The following is a 16,962-nucleotide window of genomic DNA, read 5'->3' as shown; positions in this document are numbered from 1 at the left end:
AGGGGCCGCATTGTGCCCGATCTTGATCTACCTGCGGGAACGCGACACACCTAAGCGTCTTTTGGCGGTTTCCGAGGGAAATGTCACCCGTCCGGGTGGTCAGAACTTTGCCCGAACGGACCATCAGATTCCGGACTTGTCCAGCAGGTAGGCCGTCATCGGCTCGTAGAGGTGCGGCGCGACGTTGTCGTCGAGGGGGACGACGACCGCCACCTTCCCCTCCTCGGCCCCCAGGAACAGCGCCGGGTCGTTGCTGTCGGCGAAGCCCACGACGGTCGCGCCGGCCCCCGCCCACCCGTGGTCGGCAACCACGAGATCGGGCGGCGGCTCCCCAGCCCGCTCGAGGTCGTCGAGCATCGCCCGCATCGGGTAGGCGGAGTGCGTGTGGCAGAGCTCCCCGCGGTTGGACACCATCGCGACGTCCGCGACGTACCGGATCTCCCGGTACTCCTCCCCGTGCCGGCGCCACTCCTCGTAGCGCCACCCCGCGGCCGGGGTCAGCACGGTGCAGCCGGCGGTCCGCAGCCCCGCGACGACGGCCAGGTGCACGGGCAGCAGCCCGGCGGGGTGGCCGGTCGCGACGATCACGCGGGCGCGGTCGGCCGCGGCGCGGGCGATCAGCTCGGCGGCGTCGTCGAGGGCGTCGATCGTGCGGTCGGGGTCGATGGTGTCCGGGCCGTGCGTGATCAGGTCGTCGGGCGAGACGCCGCAGCGCTCGGCCATGACCTCCAGGACCTGCGCGAACGTCCAGTCCGGGTCCAGGTCGAGACCGAACCCGGCGTACTCGTCGCCGGTGACCACGCGGCGGTAGCTGCGCAGGTTGTTGTCGCGCGGGGTCGCGACGTCTCCCGCGATGCGCGCCTCGCACAGGTGCTTGCGCAGCTCGTCGCGGGTCGGGACGGGGACGCTCGGCCGGGTCACGCCGTCAGTCCGTGCCGGGGGAAGACCGCGGCGCGGGTGGCGAGCACGGTGGAGTCGAGCGGGTCGTCGGGGTCGCCGCCGTCCCAGGGGACGAAGGCCGCGGCCGACCCGTCGGTCATACGCGCCGGCGGGGTGCCGCCGAGGCTCTTCACGTGCGCCTGCCAGCCGGGGGCGGTCGCGGTCTCCGGGTCGATCGGGACGCCGCACGCCTCGGCGAGCAGGTGCGTCCACGCCCGCGGGACGACGCCGACCAGGTCGTAGCCCCCGCCGCCGGTCGCGAGCCAGCGCCCGCCGGCGACCTCGTGGGCGAGCTCGTGCAGCCGGCGGTAGGACGTCCGCTGCCCGTCGACGGTGAGCGCGAGGTGCGCGAGCGGGTCGTTCACGTGGCTGTCGCAGCCGTGCTGGGTCACCAGCACCTCGGGCGAGAAGGCACGGAGCAGCGGCGGGACGACGGCGTCGAAGGCGCGCAGCCAGCGGGCGTCGTCGGTCGCGGGCGGGAGCGCGACGTTGACCGCCCGCCCCTCGGCGCCGGGGCCGCCGATCTCGTCCGGGAAGCCGGTGCCGGGAAACAGGTACCGGCCGGACTCGTGCAGCGAGATCGTGAGCACGCGCGGGTCGTCCCAGAACAGGGCCTGGGTGCCGTCGCCGTGGTGGACGTCGACGTCGACGTACGCGACGCGGGTCGCGCCGAGCTCGAGCAGGCGCGCGATACCGAGCGCGACGTCGTTGAAGACGCAGAACCCGCTCGCGGTGTGGGCCATCGCGTGGTGGAGCCCGCCGGCGATGTTCACCGCGTGGGAGACCTCGCCGGACCAGACCACCTCCGCGGCGGCGACCGACTGCCCGACGACCAGCGCGGACGCGTCGTACATGCCCGCGAAGGTGGGGACGTCGCCGGTGCCGAGGCCCCGGTACAGGTCGACCTGGGACGGGTCCTCCCCCGCGCGGCGCACCGCGGCGAGGAACTCGGCCTGGTGCAGGAGCAGCAGCGTCCGCTCGTCGGCGGGGGCGGCGGCCGCGACGCGCACGTTCGGGGCGTCGAGGACGCCGAACTCGCGCGCGAGACGCATCGTGAGGTCGACGCGGATGGGAGCGAGCGGGTGGTCGCGGCCGAAGTCGTAGCCGATCAGCTTCGGGTCCCACATCACCTGGATCGGACCCGAACACTCCACGTCGATCACGCTACCCCGCGGCGCCGCCGGCGGACGTGAGCGCACCGATGGGGGCGACCTCGTGCGGGCCGTTGCGGCAGACCCAGGCCGGCCGCGACCGGGCCTCGGCCATCAGCGCGCGGTCGTGCTCGGGGCACTGGGGCCAGGCGACCCACAGGCCGGTGAGGAGGTCCTGGACGGTCGTCGCGACCTCGAGCAGCGCCTGGTCCGCGCCGAAGGCGAGCATCCGCCCGCCGTCGTGGTCGGAGAACTTGCCGTCGCAGCTGATGCGCACGACGTACCCGACGATCTCCGGCGCGATGACCAGCGACCGGTCGGTGAGGGTGGCGTTGAGGTCGGCGTAGATCGCGAGGACGGCGTCCTTGGCCAACTCGAACTGGTGGGTGGCGGCCGCGCGCCAGAGGTCCTCGCCGGTGAGCGGACCGGCCTTCGCGTACAGCTGGGAGAACCAGGCGCGCGCGGTGTCGTCGTAGACCACCTGGGGCCCGAAGTCCGGCAGGACGGTGTCGGACAGCCAGGCCTCGACCTCAGCGTCCATCTGGTCAGGTTAGGTCGGGGGCCGACGGTGCGACGGCGGTGTCACCGGAACCGCCGTGCGCTCGCACGCAGCGTGACGGGCGTTTCCGCCGCGCCCGGGCCGGATAGCGTGACGCCGTGGTGATCACCGGGGTTCTCGCCGGCTACGACGACCCGGTGTCCCGACGCCGGTTGCGTCGGATGAAGCTCGCGGCGACGGGGCTGCTCGCTCTCGCGGCGGGGCTGTTCCTGCTGACGTTCGCGCTGCCGGACAACACCGCGACCGGCTACCTGCGCGCCGCGGCCGAGGCGGGCATGGTCGGCGGGCTCGCGGACTGGTTCGCCGTCACCGCGCTGTTCCGGCACCCGCTCGGGCTGCCGATCCCCCACACCGCGCTGGTCCCGAAGAAGAAGGACGACCTCGCGACCAAGCTCGGCGAGTTCGTCTCGGGCAACTTCCTCACCCCCGACGCCGTGGCCGAGCGGGTCCGCGCCGCCGACCCCGTCCGCAAGGTCGGCGAGCGGCTGCTGGAGCCGGCGACCGCCGACGCCGTCGGCCGCGAGCTCTCGCGGGCGATCGCCGCGGTGGTCGGGACCCTCGACGAGCGACTGGTCTCCTCGATGGTGCTGGAGCACGTCCGGCGCGACCTGGACCGGCGCTCCTACGCCCGCGAGGTCGGGCAGCTGCTGACGACGGCTGTGCAGAACCGCGCCCAGGACCCGATCATCGAACTGAGCCTCCCGCGCCTGCGCGCGCAGATCGTCGCGAACCGCGACACCGTGCACCGGGAGCTCTCGCGCTTCCTCGACAGCCTCGGGGTGTTCGCGCGGCTGTGGTCCACCGACCGGCGCGTGGACAAGATCATCGACCGGGTTATCGACCTCTCGTTCGAGATCGAGCGCGTCGGCCGGGACCACCCGCTGCGCCGGCAGTTCGACGAGGTCCTCGCCCGCCTCGCCGACGGCCTCGCGAACGACCCGCGCGCCGCCGATGGCATCGACGAGGTCCTCCGCGACATCGCCGCGAACCCCGCCGTGGAGTCCTGGCTGCGCGACGTCGTCGCCCGCTACCTCGGCTCCGCCCGAGAACTGCTCGACAACCCGACCGTCAGCCTCGAGCAGCAGCTCGGCCGATTCGTCCAGGACCTCGGCCGCCGCGTCGTCACCGACGACGAGTTCGCCGCCAAGCTCGACCGCGGCCTCGACCAGGCCGTCCGCTACGCCGTCACCCACTACGCGGACCAGGTCGTCGCCCTCATCCGCGACCAGGTCGCCCGCTGGCCCGCCGCCGAGGCCGCGGAGAAGATCGAGACCGCCGTCGGCCGCGACCTCCAGTTCATCCGGATCAACGGCACCGTCGTCGGCGCCCTCGCCGGCGTCGTCATCTACACCGTCGCCGTCGCCGCCGGCCACGGCTGACCCGCCGCCCCGCGCCGTCCGCGCCGTCCCACGGGACGCGCTTCACTCGCTGCAGCCAGGCCTCACTCGCCAGGCCGGGCGAGTAAGGGCTGTTCCCAACGAGTGAAGCGCGATTCCTGGGGCGGCGGGGCGGCTGCGGGGGCGGCAGAACGGCTAGTCGGTGCGGAGGGCGACGACGGGGTCGAGGCGGGCGGCGCGGCGGGCGGGGGCGACGCCGAAGAAGACGCCGACGCCGGCGGAGACGGCGAAGGCCATCGCCGGGGACCACCAGGTGATGACGGCGGGGACGGGGGAAAGCAGGTCGATCAGCAGGGAGCCGCCGATCCCGATCGCGATGCCGATGCAACCGCCGACGGCGGTGAGCAGGACGGCCTCGATGAGGAACTGGAGCAGGACGTCGCGCTGGCGGGCGCCGAGGGCCTTGCGCAGGCCGATCTCCTTGGTCCGTTCGCGGACGCTGACGAGCATGATGTTCGAGACGCCGACGCCGCCGACGAGCAGCGAGATCGCCGCGATGGCGGCGAGCACGAGGGTGAGCAGCCCGAGGATCTTGCCGATCGTCCCGAGGATCTCGGACTGGGTGACGGCGGAGAACTCCTCGCCGGGGTACCGGTCGACGAGCGCCTCGACGAGCTTGGGCTGCAACTCGTCGACGCGGTCGGAGCTCGGGGCCTTGACGACGATCGCGTCGATCCGGTCGGTGCCGAGCATGCGCTGGGCCGTGGTGACCGGGACGTGGATCTCCCCGTCACGGCTGACGCCGAACGCCGACCCCCGCTCGTCGTACACGCCGATGACGCGGAACCGGACACCGGCCAGCGTGAGCTGACGGCCGATCGGGTCGACGTCGCCGAACAGGTTCTCCGCCGCCTGCGACCCGAGCACGGCGACCCGGCGTCGGGTGTCGACGTCGGTCTTCGAGATCGCCTGCCCGCGGGCCAGGGGGCGCTCGAAGACCTTCGTCAGCGACTCGGTGACGCCCTGCATCGACGTGAAGGTCTCGCGGGTGCCGACGCGGGCGCTCTCGCCCGAGGTGAGCGACGCGGTGACGGCCTCGCGGTTGCCGACGACCCGCCCGAGCAGGTCGACGTCGTCGAGCGAGAGCCGGCTGACGGTGGGCGCCGATCCGAGCTCGAACTTGCCGGGGACGACGACGAGCAGGTTCGACCCCAGACCCTCGACCTGGCCGGTGACCTCCTTCTTCGCCCCGCCGCCGATGCCGACGAGCAGCACGACGGCCGCGACGCCGATGATGACGCCGAGCATCGTCAGCAGGCTGCGGAGCCGGTTCGCGCGCAGCGCCTCGAACGCGACGCGGAAGCCCTCGAGGAAGGTCATGCCGCCTCGCCCGGGGCCGCGGAGTCGAACGCGATCCGGCCGTCGCGGATCGTGATCTGCCGCGCGGCGTGGGCGGCGATGTCGGGCTCGTGGGTGACGAGCACGATCGCGACGCCGGACGCGTTGAGCTCGCCGAGCAGCTTCATCACCTCGTCGCCGTTGCGGGTGTCGAGGTTGCCGGTGGGCTCGTCGGCGAAGACGACGGTCGGCTGCCCGACCAGCGCCCGCGCGATCGCGACGCGCTGCTGCTCACCGCCGGAGAGCTGGTTCGGCCGGTGGTCGAGCCGGTGCCCGAGCCCGACGCGGCCGAGCGCCTCCTCGGCCAGCTTGCGTCGCGCGGACTTGCGCATCCCCCGGTACAGCAACGGCATCGCGACGTTGTCGACCGCGGACGTCCGCGCCAGCAGCGCGAACGACTGGAAGACAAACCCGATCGTCGCGTTGCGGAGCTCCGCGAGCTCCCCGTCGTTGAGCGTGTTCACGTCGCGGCCGGCGATGCGGACGATCCCGGCGGTCGGCCGGTCCAGCGCTCCGAGGACGTGCATCAGCGTCGACTTGCCCGAGCCCGACGGCCCGGTCACCGCGACGTAGTCCCCCGCCGCGACGGTCAACGAGACGCCGCGCAGCGCACCGACGTCGCTGTCCCCCAGCGTGTAGGTCCGCTGGAGGTCGACGGCCTCGATGAGGGGCGGCGGAGATCCGGAGGCTGACATGACGGCCCGTCAGACCTTGTCGCCCTCGCGGATCTCGTCGGCGCCGCGGACGACCACGGTGCTTCCGACCGAGACTCCGCTGAGGACCTCCACGTACTCCTCGCCCTCGGCGCCGAGCTTCACCTCACGCCGGACGGCCTTGCCGTTCTCGACCACCCAGACGGTGTCGCGGTCCCCGTCGCGGACGAGGGCGGAGGCGGGCACCGACATCGTGTTCGCGGCCTCGGCGACCTTGAGCCCGACGACCGCGCTCATGCCCGGCCGCGGCCGCGGGGCCTCCTCGCCGCCCGCGAAGCGGCCGGTCTCCAGCGCGAGCGTGACGGCGTAGCTGACGCCGCCGCGGGCGGAGGTCGTCGGCGCGAGGTCGATGAACGTCACCGACGCCGGGTAGACCGCGCCGGGGACGGCGTCGAGCTCGATCTCGGCCCCGATGCCCTCGGTGACCGTGAGGATGTCGGTCTCGTCGACCTCCGCCCGGAGCGTGAGCTCGGAGTCGTCGATGATCGTCGCGAGCAGACCCCCGGCCTCGACCGGCGACCCGACGCCGACCGGCCCGCCGGCGGCCGATCCCCCGCCGCCACCACCGGCCGCGCCGAGCAGCGCCGAGGCCTGCCCCGCCGCCTCGGGCGGGAGCGCACCGAGCAGCGCGGACGGGTCGGCGCCGCCGCCCCCGCCGTTGCCGGAGCCGAGCGTGACGATGCCGTCGGCCGGCGCCTTGATCGTGAGCGCCTCGACCGTGCGCCGCGCGGCCGCGACCGCGGCCTGGGTCTGCAGCCGGCCCGCGGCGGAGATCGAGGACAGCGCCTCGCCGAGGCTGCCGAGCCCGGCGGTGAAGCGGTCGATCGCGGCCTGGGCCTGCGCCTGCGCGGCGGTGAACGAGGCGCGGAGGCTGGCGGTCTGGGCGAGGGCGGCGTCGCGCGCCGGGCCCTCGGGCAGCAGGCGGGCGACGGCCTCGGCGTCGTCGAACGCCTTCATCGCGGCCTGCGCCGACTCGCCGTCGGACAGGTTGCCCCCGGCCGGGATCTCGATCCTGGCGTCGCCCACCTCGGCGGCCGCGGCCTGCGCGGCGGCGAGGGCGTCCTCGGCGGCGGGCGAGTCGAGCGTGAGGAGGATGTCGCCCTTCTTCACCTTCTCGCCGGACTTCACGAGCAGGGTGTCGACGGTCGCCGTGGCGGGCGCGCGCAGCGTCACCTGCGTCCGCGCGACGACGGAACCCGCGGCCTCGACGACCTCCGCCACCGACCGGCGTTCGACCGTGCCGAGCTCGACGTTCTTCCCGTCACCCCCGCACGCGGACAGGCCGGTCAAGCACAGGCCCGCAGCCAGCACCGCCCCGGCGGCCCGCCCCCGCCCGGACCAAGATCGCATGTCGCCATGCTAGGAACGGTTCGCCCCCGCGTCAGGCGATTAATAGAACCCGAGGTCGGATTAATCCGCCCGGACCCCGACCCTGTCGACAAGGGGTGACACCCTTTATCGACACAACCCCACCCGCCACAGTGGGGGTGACACCCCTTGTCGACGGGTCAGCCGAGGCCGGAGGCGAGTTCGCGGGACCGGTCCCGAGCCGCCTCGAGGGCCCCGATCATCGCGGCCCGGACGCCGTGGTTCTCCATCTCCCGGATGGCGGCGATGGTGGTCCCCGCCGGGGACATCACGGCCTCGCGGAGCTTGACCGGGTGCTCACCGGTCTCCTTGAGCATGGTGGCCGCGCCGATCGCGGTCTGGACGATCAGCCGGTGCGCGACCTCGCGCGGGAGGCCGAGCAGGATCCCGGCGTCGGTCATGGCCTCGACGAGGTAGAAAAAGTAGGCCGGACCGGACCCGGACAGCGCGGTGACGGCGTCGAGCTGCGACTCCGGGACCCGGATCACCTCGCCGACCGGGGAGAGCAGGTCCTCGGCGAGCTTCATGTGGTCGGCCGTCGCGTGGGTGCCCGGCGAGATCGCGCTCATCGCCTGGTCGACGAACACGGCGGTGTTCGACATGACGCGGACGACGGGGACGTCACCCGACAGGTGCCGCTCCAGGAAAGCGGCCGGGATGCCGGCGGCGACCGAGATGACCAGCTGGCCCGGGTGCACGGCGGGGCCGATCTCGGTCAGCAGCGCCCCCATGTCCTGCGGCTTCACCGCGACGATGAGGACGTCCGCGGACTTCACCGCGTCACCGGCGTCCGGCGTCGCGACCCCGTACCGGTCGCGCAGTTCGGCCGCGCGCTCCGGGTGGCGCTCGGTGACGACGACGTCGGCCGCCGTCCGCCCCGCGCGCAGCATCCCGGCGAGGAGCGCCTCACCCATCTTGCCGCCGCCGAGCAGGGCCACCCGCTGGCTCATGTGCTTCACCCTCTCGTCAGCAGCGCCCGTGCGAAGAAGGCCACGTTGGCCGGGCGCTCGGCGAGCCTACGCATGAGGTAGCCGTACCACTCCTCGCCGAACGGGACGTACACGCGCACGGCCTGGCCGGACGCGGCCAGGCGACGCTGCTCGTCCGGGCGCACACCGTAGAGCATCTGGTACTCGAAGTCGCCCGGGTTCCGGCCGGCGCGGGCGGCGAGCTCGGCGGCGATGGCGATCATCCGCGGGTCGTGGGACGCCACCATCGGGTAGCCCTCACCCGCCATCAGGACCTTCAGACAGCGGACGTAGGACCGGTCGACCTCGTGCGGGTCCTGGTACGCCACGCTCGCGGGCTCCCGGTACGCGCCCTTGCACAGCCGCACCCGGGATCCGGCGGTCGCGAGGACCCGGCAGTCGCCTTCGGTCCGGCGCAGGTAGGCCTGCAGGACCGCCCCGACCCACGGGAAGTCCGCGCGCAGGTCACGCAGCACCTCCAGCGTCGCGTCGGTGGTGGTGTGGTCCTCCATGTCGAGCGTGACGGTCGTGCCGTGGGACGCCGCGGCCGCGCACACCTTGGCCGCGTTCTCGTAGGCGATCCGGTTCCCGTCGGCGCCGAGCGCCTGCCCCAGCGAGGAGAGCTTCAGCGAGATCTCCGCCCCGCCGGTCAGCCCGGCCGTGCCGAGCGCATCGAGGGCCTGCAGGCAGACGTCACGCATGTGGTCGGCCTGGACGCGGTCGAGGGTGTCCTCGCCGAGGTGGTCGAGGGAGACCCGCAGACCCGACCCGACGAGATCCCCGGCGACCCGAATGGCGGCGTCCAGGCTGCGGCCCGCGACGAACCGCCGGACGACCTCACGGGTGCCGGGGGCGGAGGTGATCAGGTCCCGGACCCGGTCCGACCGGGAGGCGGCGAGAAGCGCGGTGCGCAGCACGAGCCCATCGTGACGGACAGTCGGGGGCTCCGCCCCCGACGACCCCCGAAAGACAGACTTTGACCTGCGTAAAACCGGAAACCCCGCACGATCATGAGACCGATTCGTACGATTTCGCCCTCTGCAGGCCCGCGGTACGACCCAGCAAGGAGCCCGTCATGCGCTACCGGCGCGTTGCCGCCGTTGTCGGAGGTGCGGTGCTGCCGCTGATCGCCGGGGTCCTCGGCGTCGCGTCCTCCGCGCCCGCCGCGACGAGTGCCACCGGCGCTCCGGCGCGCTTCCACGCGGCTCTCGCGGACGCGTCCTACACGTGCCCGCACTTTCCGGCCGGGATGCAGGCGGCGCTCATCGACGTCGAGAGCGGCTGGGACGCCGTCAAGGAGGGTCCGAACGGCACGCTCGGCCTCGCGCAACTCTCCCCGCGCATGTGGGAGGCCTGGGGCCGGGACGCGGACGGCGACGGCACCAACAGCCCGCTGGACTCCTGGGACGCGATCGACACCCAGGCCCGGATGCTCTGCAGCTTCTACTCCCAGGCCGTGCAGTCCAACCTCCCCGGCGACCGGCTCTCCCTGGCGCTGGCCGCGTACCGGCTCGGCTGGAAGCGCCTGAACCAGGTCGGCGGGCTCGCGCAGCTGCCCGTCACCCGCGAGTACATCGCCGAGATCAAGGCGCGCACGCCGAAGTACGCGAAGGGTCTCGGCGTCGCGAACTCCTCGCGCTCGCTGTACACGCCGGTGCCGAACCCGCGCACCCCGGCGTCCGCGGTGAAGTGGGCCCGATCGATGGCCGGCGACTACGGCTGGCTGAACCTGTGCCTGAACTTCACCGCCCAGGCGTACGGCTGGGACCACTCGGGCACCCGCTACGCGATCGACCACTGGCTGTTCACCCCCGGCGGCCTGCGCCACCACCGCGAGCGCAACGCCCCCGCCGGCGCGCTGATGTTCTGGGACACCGGCAAGCGCGCGGGCCACGTCGCCCTCTCGCTCGGCAACGGCTACGTCGCCAGCAACGACATCGTCACGCCGGGCCGGATCAGCATCGTCCCCGCGTGGACGATCGACGAGCGCTGGAACGCCCGCTACCTCGGCTGGACCGCCCCCTACTTCCCCGACGGGGTCTGACCTCAGCGGTCGCGGTCGAGCTCGACGGCGGCGGCGAGGTGAAGGCGGGTGAAGGCGAGGGCCTCGGCGAGGTCGGCCTCGCGCTCGCGGCGGTTGGAGCAGCGGCGGGTGTTCACCTCGAGGACGACGTTGCCGGTGAACCCGCGGCGGGCGAGGGACTCGAGGACCTCGGCGCACGGCTGGCTGCCGCGGCCCGGGATGAGGTGCTCGTCCTTGTTCGACCCCGACCCGTCGGCCATGTGCAGGTGGCGCAGGCGGTCGCCGAGGGCGTCGATCATCGCCAGCGGGTCCGAGCCCGAGACCGCGGTGTGCGAGAGGTCCAGGGTGACCTGGGGGTAGTCGCGGTCGACGATGTCCCAGTCCGGCGCGTAGGCCTTGACCTCGCGACCGCGGGCGCGCCAGGGGTACATGTTCTCGACCGCGAACGCGATGTCGGTCTCCTCGGCCAGTGACGCGAGGCCGGCCTCGAACGCCTTCGCGTAGTCGCGCTGCCAGCGGAACGGCGGGTGGACGACGACGGTCTCCGCGCCGAGACGCTCAGCCACCTCGCGGGCCCGGTCGAGCTTCACCCACGGCTCGGTCCCCCACACCCGCTGCGTGATCAGCAGGCACGGGGCGTGGATCGCGATGATCGGCATCTGGTGGTAGTCCGACAGGTGGCGCAGGGCGTCGGCGTCCTGGCTGACCGGGTCGACGCCGACCATGACCTCGATGCCGTCGAAGCCCAGGTTGGCGGCCATCTCGAACGCCGCCCCGGTCGACTCGGGGTAGGTCGAGGACGTGGACAGGCAGACCTTGGCGTCGGGTACCTGGACGCCTCGGATCGGGGGAACTGCGGTTTCCCCAGCGGTCATGGGACAAGCGTAGGCGGCATCTCCGGACCGTGCCGGAGTGACGGGTACGTCGGATTGCGTAGCCGCGAAGCCGCTTCTCCGCGGACGCCGGAGACGCCCGAGATCGCGACCGTTGGATCCATGACGACGACTGTTTCCGGCACCCCGGCCGTGAGCGTGGCCGGGCTGACCAAGACCTACGGGCACGGCTCCGCCGCACGGACCGTGGTCGACGCCCTGTCCTTCGAGATCCCGCGCGGGGTGGTGGCCGGCTTCGTCGGCCCGAACGGCGCGGGCAAGACGACGACGATGGCGATGTTGCTCGGCCTGGTCCGCCCGTCCGCGGGGACGGGGACCGTGCTGGGCGCGCCGCTGGCCGACCCCAGCGCGTACCTCGGCCGGGTCGGCGCGCTGATCGACGGGCCGGCGCTGTGGCCGGGCCTGACCGGCGAGCAGAACCTCCGGGCGCTCGCGGCCCTCGGCGGGCACGACGCCGCCGCGGTGCCGGGCCTGCTCGAGCTCGTCGGCCTCGGCGACCGCGGCCGCGACCGGTTCCGCAGCTACTCGCTCGGCATGAAGCAGCGCCTCGCGATCGCCGCCACGCTGCTCGGCGACCCCCGGCTGCTGATCCTCGACGAGCCGTCCAACGGCCTCGACCCGGTCGGCATGCGGGACATGCGCGAGCTCGTCGCCCGCGTCGCCGACGGCGGGCGGACGGTGTTCGTCTCCTCGCACCTGCTCGGCGACCTGGAGCAGATCTGCGACTGGCTGCTCGTTCTCGACCGCGGCGTCCTGCTGTACCAGGGCCCGACGGCGGGCTTCCTCGCCCAGGCCGTCCCGCAGGTGTTCGCCACCCCCGAGGACGTCACCGACCTGGCCCGGCTCGTCGAGCTGGCGAAGCGCAGCGGCGAGGACGTCACCGCGACGACCGACGGGGTCCTGATCCCGGTGCCGCGCGGGGACGCGCGGGCCGTCGCGGTGGCCGTCAACCGGGCCGCCATCGGTGAGGGGATCGTCCTCGCCGAACTCGCCGTTCGCCGTCCCGACCTCGAGGCGCACTACCTCGCCCAGGTGGAAGGAATCTCCCGATGACCCGCGCACTGCGCTTCGAACTGGTCAAGCTCTGGCGGCGCCGGACGGTGCTGCTCGCGCTGGCCGTCACCGCCGTCTTCGCCGTCGGGGCGACGGCGCTGCTGGTCGCCGCCGCCGAACCCGGACCGGCCCGCGGCCCGGGGCTGAGCGTCGACGAACTCGCCGCCGCCGGCGGCGGGACGCAGGCGTTCGCGACCGCCCTCGCGTTCGCGGGGTTCTTCGTCCTCGTGCTGTTCACCGGCGCGATGGCGGCGGAGTTCTCCCGCGGCAACGTGCGCACGATGGTGCTGCGTCAGCCCGACCGGCTGCGGCTGCTCGCGGGCAAGTTCGCGGCGCTGCTGGCGTCGGCGGCGGTGCTGCTCGCGATCGCGGAGGTCCTCGGGTGGACGACCGCGCGGCTGCTCGCCGACGGTCAGGGCATCGACGCCTCGGCGTGGACCAGCGGCGCCGCGCTCACGGCCGCGCTCGGCGACTACGGCACCGTGCTGGTCTGGGTGACCGGCTACGCGCTGCTCGGGACCGCCCTGGCGGTCGTCATCCGGTCGGTGCCGATCGCGCTCGCGGTGGGCATCGCGTGGGCCGGCCCGTTCGAGCACATCCTCGCCGACGCGTGGAACGGCGCCAACGCCGTCTTCCCCGGCCTGCTGCTCGAGGCGTTCGTCGCCGGCGGTCGGGAGGACGTCTCCGCGACGCAGGCCCTCGCGACCAGCGCGGTCTACGGCGTCCTCGCCGCGACCGTCGCCGGCACCGTCTTCACCCGCCGGGACGTCGCGTGACGCCGTCGAACAGCGCGGCCGTGACGGCACCGCGCTCCGGCGCCTACGGTCGGGGCGTGGACCAGTGCAGGAGGCGGCCGCCGGGCCTCGACATCCTGCTGACGGTGCCGCTGATGGTCTTCGTCCTCGTCGGCACCGCCGGCGCGGCCTCCGGGCAGGAGGACGCACTCCGGGACCTCGACTTCGGCGGTTTCCTGCTCGCCTCGCTGGCCGCGCTTCCGTTTATGTTCCGCCGCGTCGCGCCGGTCCCCGCCGCGGTGGTGTCGGCGACCGCGGTCGCGGTCTACACGGCCGCGGGGTACGCGTTCGGGCCGGTGCTGGTCGCCCTGGCGATCGTCACCGCGTCGATGGCGGCCTCGCTCCCGCTGTCGCGCTCGATCCCGCCCGGGGTCCTGCTGCTCGGGATCGTCACGACCGGTCTGGTCGTCCGCTTCGCCCGCGAGCCCGACGAGTCGGGGATGGTCGGCCTGATCGTCGGCCCGACGTGGTTGGTCGTGCCGTTCGCGATCGGCGTCGTCGTCGGGCAGCGGCACGAGGTCCGCATCCGCAACCGGCGCGCGGAGGCCGACCGGGCCACCCACGCCGAGCGGCTGCGCATCGCGGCCGAGGTGCACGACGTCGCCGGCCACGGGCTCGCGGTGATCGCGATGCAGGCCGGGGTCGCGCTGCACGTCCTCGACCGCAAGCCGGAGCAGGCGCGCATCGCCCTGGAGGAGATCCGCGCCGCGAGCACCGAGGCGCTCGACGGCCTGCGCGCGACGCTCGACACCCTGCGCGCCACCGACGCGCCGCTCACCCCCGGGCTGCCCGGGCTCGCGGACCTGCCGGCGCTCGCCGAGCGGATCGGCCGGGCCGGGGTCGCGGTGGATCTGACGACGACGGGGCAGGCTGGTGCCGTGAGCCCGGCCGTCGACCACGCCGCGTACCGGATCGTGCAGGAGTCGCTGACGAACGTTCTGCGCCATGCCGACGCCGCGCGCGTCCGCGTCACGACGACGTGGACGCCGGGCGGGCTGCGCCTCGACGTGACCGACGACGGCGCCGGCACCCCCGGCCCCGCGGGCGGCGGCATCGGCGGGATGCGCGCCCGCGCGACCGCGGTCGGCGGGACGCTGACGGCGGGCCCGGCCGCCGGGGGCGGGTTCACGGTGACGGCGGTGCTGCCCGCCGAGCTGCCGGCCCAGGGGCCGCAGTGATCCGGGTCGCGATCGCGGACGACCAGGCGCTGGTCCGGATGGGGCTGCGCGTCCTGCTCGACGACGCCGAGGACATCGAGCTCGTCGCCGAGGCCGAGGACGGCGTGGCCGCGCTGGAGGCGGTGCGGCGGACGCGGCCGGACGTCGTCCTGCTCGACATCCGGATGCCCGGGAAGGACGGGCTCTCCGTCCTCGCCGACATCACCGCGGACCCCGAGCTGGCCGCGACCCGCGTCGTGCTGCTGACGACGTTCTCCCTCGACCAGTACGTGTTCACCGCGCTCTCGTCGGGGGCGAGCGGGTTCCTGGTGAAGGACTCCGACCCGGCGGAGCTGCTGCGCGCGATCCGCGTCGTCGCCGACGGCGGGTCGCTGCTCTCGCCCGAGGTCACGCGCCGGGTGATCGAGGAGTTCGGCGTCCGCCGCTCGGGGGCCGGGACTCCGCACCCGCAGCTGCACCTGCTCACCGATCGGGAGAAGGAGATCGCCGGCTGGGTCGCGACCGGGGCGTCCAACGACGAGATCGCCGCGGCGCTGGTGGTCTCCCCCGCGACCGTCCGCACCCACGTCGGGCGGGCGATGATCAAGCTCGGCGCCCGGGACCGGGCTCAGCTCGTCGTGTTCGCCATGCAGTCAGGGCTCGCGCCCTGACGGACCGTCAGAGCCCTTCGATCTTCCTCGGCCGGCTCTTCGCCCTGGTCGCCTTGGCCGGCTTGTTCGGCTTCTTCACCCCGGGCTTGTCGGTCTTCTTCGCGCGCGGGCGCGGAACGGGCGCCGGTTCGGTCGTGTAGGGGTTCTTGGTGATCTGCAGCAGGAACGGCTCCGACGCCGGGTGCGGCGCGATCGGGTGCGCCTCGGCCTCACGGGCGCGACAGAGCTCGGCCAGGACCTCGTAGGCGGCGGCGCCCATCAGCTCGCGGAGCTCCGGCGCCGAGTGCACGTAGACCGGCTCGTGCGACTGGTGCGCCTCGGTGGCCGAGGTGCAGTACCAGTCCAGGTCGTGGCCGCCCGGGCCCCAGCCCCGGCGGTCGTACTCGGTGATCGTGATCTCGAGGTACCGGGTGTCGTCGACGCGGTCCACCCACCGGTAGGAGCGGCGGATCGGGAGCTGCCAGCAGACCTCGGGCTTGGTCTCCAGGGGCTCCATCCCGTTGCGGAGCGCGAGCCCGTGCAGGGAGCACCCCTCGCCCCCGGGGAAGCCGGGGCGGTTCAGCAGGACACAGGCGCCCTTGTGCCGCAGGGTGATCGGGTCGCCGTCGGGGCCCTTGCCGATGATCCCCTTCTTCAGCCCGACCTTGCGGAACTGCCAGGTCTCGTCGGTGAGCTGGTCCACGTACTTCTGGACCCGCTTGATGTCCTTCTTGTCGGCGAAGTGCGCACCCATCGAGCAGCAGCCGTCGGACGCGCGGCCCGCCTTGATCCCCTGGCAGCCGTTGCCGAAGATGCAGCGGTAGTTCGACGTCAACCAGGTCAGGTCGCAGCGAAAGATCTGGTCGGGGTTGTCGGGGTCGGGGAACTCCGCCCACGCACGCGGGAAATCAAGACCTACCTCGGGCATCCGCCCAGACTAGGTGCTTCCACCGCATCGCCATGCATTCGCCGCGATAGCGTCGGCACATGCGCTTGGGGGTGCTCGACGTCGGTTCGAACACTGTTCACCTGTTGGTCATGGACGCCCATCCCGGCGCTCGCCCGTCGGCCGCCCACTCGCACAAGTTCGAGCTGCGACTCGTCGACCATCTCGACGACGCCGGGCACATCACCGAGGTCGGCATCGACGCGCTCGCCGTCGCCGTCGCCGAGTGCGTGGCTGTCGCCTCCGACGCCGGCGTCGAGTCGGTGATGGCGTTCGCGACGTCCGCGATCCGCGAGGCGCCCAACGGGGAGACCGTGCTCGCCGAGGTGCACCGGCGCACCGGCGTCACGCTCGAGGTGCTCGACGGCGGGGCCGAGGCGCGGCTGACGTTCCTCGCGGTCCGGCGCTGGTTCGGCTGGTCCGCGGGGCGGTTGCTGCTGTTCGACATCGGCGGCGGTTCGCTCGAGCTCGCGACCGGCATCGACTCCGAGCCCGACACCGCGACCTCGCTCCCCCTCGGCGCTGCGCGCCTGACCCGGGACTGGTTTTCCGCCGACCCTCCTCCGGAGGAGGAGGTCACCGCGTTGCGCAAGCACGTCCGCGCGGAGATCGCGCGGGTGGCCGGGCCGTTGCTGCGCTTCGGGCCCCCCGACCTCGCCGTCGCGACGTCGAAGACGTTCAAGCAGCTGGCCCGCATCGCCGGCGCGGCCCCGTCGGCGGAAGGGCTCTACGTCCGGCGGACCCTCGCCCACGCCGATGTCGTGCGGTGGACGCAACAGATGGCGTCGATGACCGCCGCCGAGCGCGCCGAGCTGCCGGGGGTGTCGGTCGGCCGGGCCGAGCAGCTGCTCGCCGGCGCCGTCGTCGCCGAGGCGGCGATGGACCTGTTCTCGGTCCCCCAGCTGACGATCTGCCCGTGGGCCCTGCGCGAGGGGCTGATCCTGCGGTGGTTCGACCACCTCATCGACTCCGCGGACGGGGTGGCGTGGGCGGCTGGTAGCGGCGGTCAGTAG

General features: G+C 73.4%; 17 protein-coding genes. 7 read left to right on the top strand and 10 right to left on the bottom strand.

All coding sequences use genetic code 11. The annotated features are described in order from the left end of the window. Positions 1 to 123: 123 nt before the first annotated feature. Genes SPOPO_RS0112190 through SPOPO_RS29240 form a run of 3 tightly spaced genes read right to left on the bottom strand, consistent with a single transcriptional unit; the run spans position 124 to position 2,631 of the window. Positions 124 to 921 carry a phosphatase gene (locus tag SPOPO_RS0112190; protein WP_019875061.1) on the bottom strand — a complete coding sequence of 266 codons (798 nt, stop codon included), beginning with the start codon at positions 919 to 921 and terminating at the stop codon, positions 124 to 126. Then, positions 918 to 2,093, bottom strand: coding sequence for an acetoin utilization protein AcuC (locus SPOPO_RS0112185; protein WP_028984730.1), 1,176 nt, complete (start codon positions 2,091 to 2,093; stop codon positions 918 to 920). The genes SPOPO_RS0112190 and SPOPO_RS0112185 overlap by 4 nt, the downstream gene beginning before the upstream one ends. A gap of 10 nt (positions 2,094 to 2,103) precedes the next feature. Next, positions 2,104 to 2,631 carry a hypothetical protein gene (locus SPOPO_RS29240; protein ID WP_019875058.1) on the bottom strand — a complete coding sequence of 176 codons (528 nt, stop codon included), beginning with the start codon at positions 2,629 to 2,631 and terminating at the stop codon, positions 2,104 to 2,106. Between the two features lie 116 nt (positions 2,632 to 2,747). Between SPOPO_RS29240 and SPOPO_RS0112175 the strand changes: the two genes are divergently transcribed. Then, entirely contained in the window at positions 2,748 to 4,028 is a 1,281-nt protein-coding gene (locus tag SPOPO_RS0112175; RefSeq protein WP_019875057.1) for a DUF445 domain-containing protein, read from the top strand. A 153-nt stretch (positions 4,029 to 4,181) separates the two neighbouring features. On the opposite strand, the gene SPOPO_RS0112170 is transcribed toward SPOPO_RS0112175, so the two are convergent. The 5 genes from SPOPO_RS0112170 to SPOPO_RS0112150 all read right to left on the bottom strand — a co-directional run bounded on the left by SPOPO_RS0112170 (position 4,182) and on the right by SPOPO_RS0112150 (position 9,350). Continuing rightward, positions 4,182 to 5,366, bottom strand: coding sequence for an ABC transporter permease (locus SPOPO_RS0112170; RefSeq protein ID WP_019875056.1), 1,185 nt, complete (start codon positions 5,364 to 5,366; stop codon positions 4,182 to 4,184). Continuing rightward, positions 5,363 to 6,079 (bottom strand): ABC transporter ATP-binding protein, encoded by a 717-nt coding sequence (locus SPOPO_RS0112165; protein ID WP_019875055.1) that lies wholly within the window; start codon positions 6,077 to 6,079, stop codon positions 5,363 to 5,365. The genes SPOPO_RS0112170 and SPOPO_RS0112165 overlap by 4 nt, the downstream gene beginning before the upstream one ends. A 9-nt stretch (positions 6,080 to 6,088) precedes the next feature. Continuing rightward, positions 6,089 to 7,447, bottom strand: a complete 1,359-nt coding sequence (locus SPOPO_RS0112160) for an efflux RND transporter periplasmic adaptor subunit (protein ID WP_028984729.1) — start codon at positions 7,445 to 7,447, stop codon at positions 6,089 to 6,091. A 158-nt stretch (positions 7,448 to 7,605) separates the two neighbouring features. Beyond that, a complete protein-coding gene (proC, locus tag SPOPO_RS0112155) occupies positions 7,606 to 8,415 on the bottom strand; it encodes a pyrroline-5-carboxylate reductase (RefSeq protein ID WP_028984728.1) in 810 nt (269 codons plus the stop codon). Between the two features lie 5 nt (positions 8,416 to 8,420). After that, positions 8,421 to 9,350 carry a proline dehydrogenase family protein gene (locus SPOPO_RS0112150; RefSeq protein WP_019875052.1) on the bottom strand — a complete coding sequence of 310 codons (930 nt, stop codon included), beginning with the start codon at positions 9,348 to 9,350 and terminating at the stop codon, positions 8,421 to 8,423. A gap of 158 nt (positions 9,351 to 9,508) precedes the next feature. On the opposite strand from SPOPO_RS0112150, the gene SPOPO_RS32755 reads away from it, so the two are divergent. Beyond that, the gene (locus SPOPO_RS32755) at positions 9,509 to 10,477 is read left to right on the top strand and encodes a transglycosylase SLT domain-containing protein (RefSeq protein WP_019875051.1); all 969 of its coding nucleotides are present in this window, start codon (positions 9,509 to 9,511) and stop codon (positions 10,475 to 10,477) included. Between the two features lie 2 nt (positions 10,478 to 10,479). Here SPOPO_RS32755 and SPOPO_RS0112140 read toward each other — a convergent pair whose 3' ends face one another. Continuing rightward, positions 10,480 to 11,331 carry a sugar phosphate isomerase/epimerase family protein gene (locus SPOPO_RS0112140; RefSeq protein WP_019875050.1) on the bottom strand — a complete coding sequence of 284 codons (852 nt, stop codon included), beginning with the start codon at positions 11,329 to 11,331 and terminating at the stop codon, positions 10,480 to 10,482. Between the two features lie 120 nt (positions 11,332 to 11,451). Here SPOPO_RS0112140 and SPOPO_RS0112135 point away from each other — a divergent pair, with 120 nt between their 5' ends. Genes SPOPO_RS0112135 through SPOPO_RS0112120 form a run of 4 tightly spaced genes read left to right on the top strand, consistent with a single transcriptional unit; the run spans position 11,452 to position 15,024 of the window. Then, positions 11,452 to 12,402 (top strand): ABC transporter ATP-binding protein, encoded by a 951-nt coding sequence (locus SPOPO_RS0112135; RefSeq protein WP_019875049.1) that lies wholly within the window; start codon positions 11,452 to 11,454, stop codon positions 12,400 to 12,402. After that, positions 12,399 to 13,178 carry an ABC transporter permease gene (locus SPOPO_RS0112130; RefSeq protein WP_019875048.1) on the top strand — a complete coding sequence of 260 codons (780 nt, stop codon included), beginning with the start codon at positions 12,399 to 12,401 and terminating at the stop codon, positions 13,176 to 13,178. Before SPOPO_RS0112135 ends, SPOPO_RS0112130 begins: the two co-directional genes overlap by 4 nt. Positions 13,179 to 13,234: 56 nt before the next feature. Next, positions 13,235 to 14,374 (top strand): sensor histidine kinase, encoded by a 1,140-nt coding sequence (locus SPOPO_RS0112125; protein ID WP_028984726.1) that lies wholly within the window; start codon positions 13,235 to 13,237, stop codon positions 14,372 to 14,374. Continuing rightward, positions 14,371 to 15,024: a response regulator transcription factor gene (locus SPOPO_RS0112120; RefSeq protein WP_019875045.1), complete on the top strand. Its 654-nt coding sequence runs from the start codon at positions 14,371 to 14,373 to the stop codon at positions 15,022 to 15,024. Before SPOPO_RS0112125 ends, SPOPO_RS0112120 begins: the two co-directional genes overlap by 4 nt. Positions 15,025 to 15,031: 7 nt before the next feature. Here the strand turns inward: SPOPO_RS0112120 and SPOPO_RS0112115 are convergent, their stop codons facing one another. Further along, on the bottom strand, positions 15,032 to 15,931 hold the full coding sequence (locus SPOPO_RS0112115) for a DUF3109 family protein (protein WP_019875044.1): 900 nt from the start codon (positions 15,929 to 15,931) through the stop codon (positions 15,032 to 15,034). Between the two features lie 59 nt (positions 15,932 to 15,990). On the opposite strand from SPOPO_RS0112115, the gene SPOPO_RS0112110 reads away from it, so the two are divergent. Beyond that, a complete protein-coding gene (locus tag SPOPO_RS0112110) occupies positions 15,991 to 16,962 on the top strand; it encodes a Ppx/GppA family phosphatase (RefSeq protein ID WP_033385004.1) in 972 nt (323 codons plus the stop codon).

The sequence above is a fragment of the Sporichthya polymorpha DSM 43042 genome (assembly GCF_000384115.1).
GTDB lineage: Bacteria > Actinomycetota > Actinomycetes > Sporichthyales > Sporichthyaceae > Sporichthya > Sporichthya polymorpha.
This window is presented reverse-complemented; position numbering and strand designations above follow the sequence as displayed.

Bases quoted from the DNA above. Each gene is read 5' to 3' on its own strand.
- proC (WP_028984728.1), bottom strand. From the start codon at position 8,415: ATGAGCCAGCGGGTGGCCCTGCTCGGCGGCGGCAAGATGGGTGAGGCG.
- SPOPO_RS0112165 (WP_019875055.1), bottom strand. From the start codon at position 6,079: ATGTCAGCCTCCGGATCTCCGCCGCCCCTCATCGAGGCCGTCGACCTC.
- SPOPO_RS0112140 (WP_019875050.1), bottom strand. From the start codon at position 11,331: ATGACCGCTGGGGAAACCGCAGTTCCCCCGATCCGAGGCGTCCAGGTA.
- SPOPO_RS0112135 (WP_019875049.1), top strand. From the start codon at position 11,452: ATGACGACGACTGTTTCCGGCACCCCGGCCGTGAGCGTGGCCGGGCTG.
- SPOPO_RS29240 (WP_019875058.1), bottom strand. From the start codon at position 2,631: ATGGACGCTGAGGTCGAGGCCTGGCTGTCCGACACCGTCCTGCCGGAC.
- SPOPO_RS0112110 (WP_033385004.1), top strand. From the start codon at position 15,991: ATGCGCTTGGGGGTGCTCGACGTCGGTTCGAACACTGTTCACCTGTTG.
- SPOPO_RS0112170 (WP_019875056.1), bottom strand. From the start codon at position 5,366: ATGACCTTCCTCGAGGGCTTCCGCGTCGCGTTCGAGGCGCTGCGCGCG.
- SPOPO_RS0112130 (WP_019875048.1), top strand. From the start codon at position 12,399: ATGACCCGCGCACTGCGCTTCGAACTGGTCAAGCTCTGGCGGCGCCGG.
- SPOPO_RS0112115 (WP_019875044.1), bottom strand. From the start codon at position 15,931: ATGCCCGAGGTAGGTCTTGATTTCCCGCGTGCGTGGGCGGAGTTCCCC.
- SPOPO_RS0112160 (WP_028984729.1), bottom strand. From the start codon at position 7,447: ATGCGATCTTGGTCCGGGCGGGGGCGGGCCGCCGGGGCGGTGCTGGCT.
- SPOPO_RS32755 (WP_019875051.1), top strand. From the start codon at position 9,509: ATGCGCTACCGGCGCGTTGCCGCCGTTGTCGGAGGTGCGGTGCTGCCG.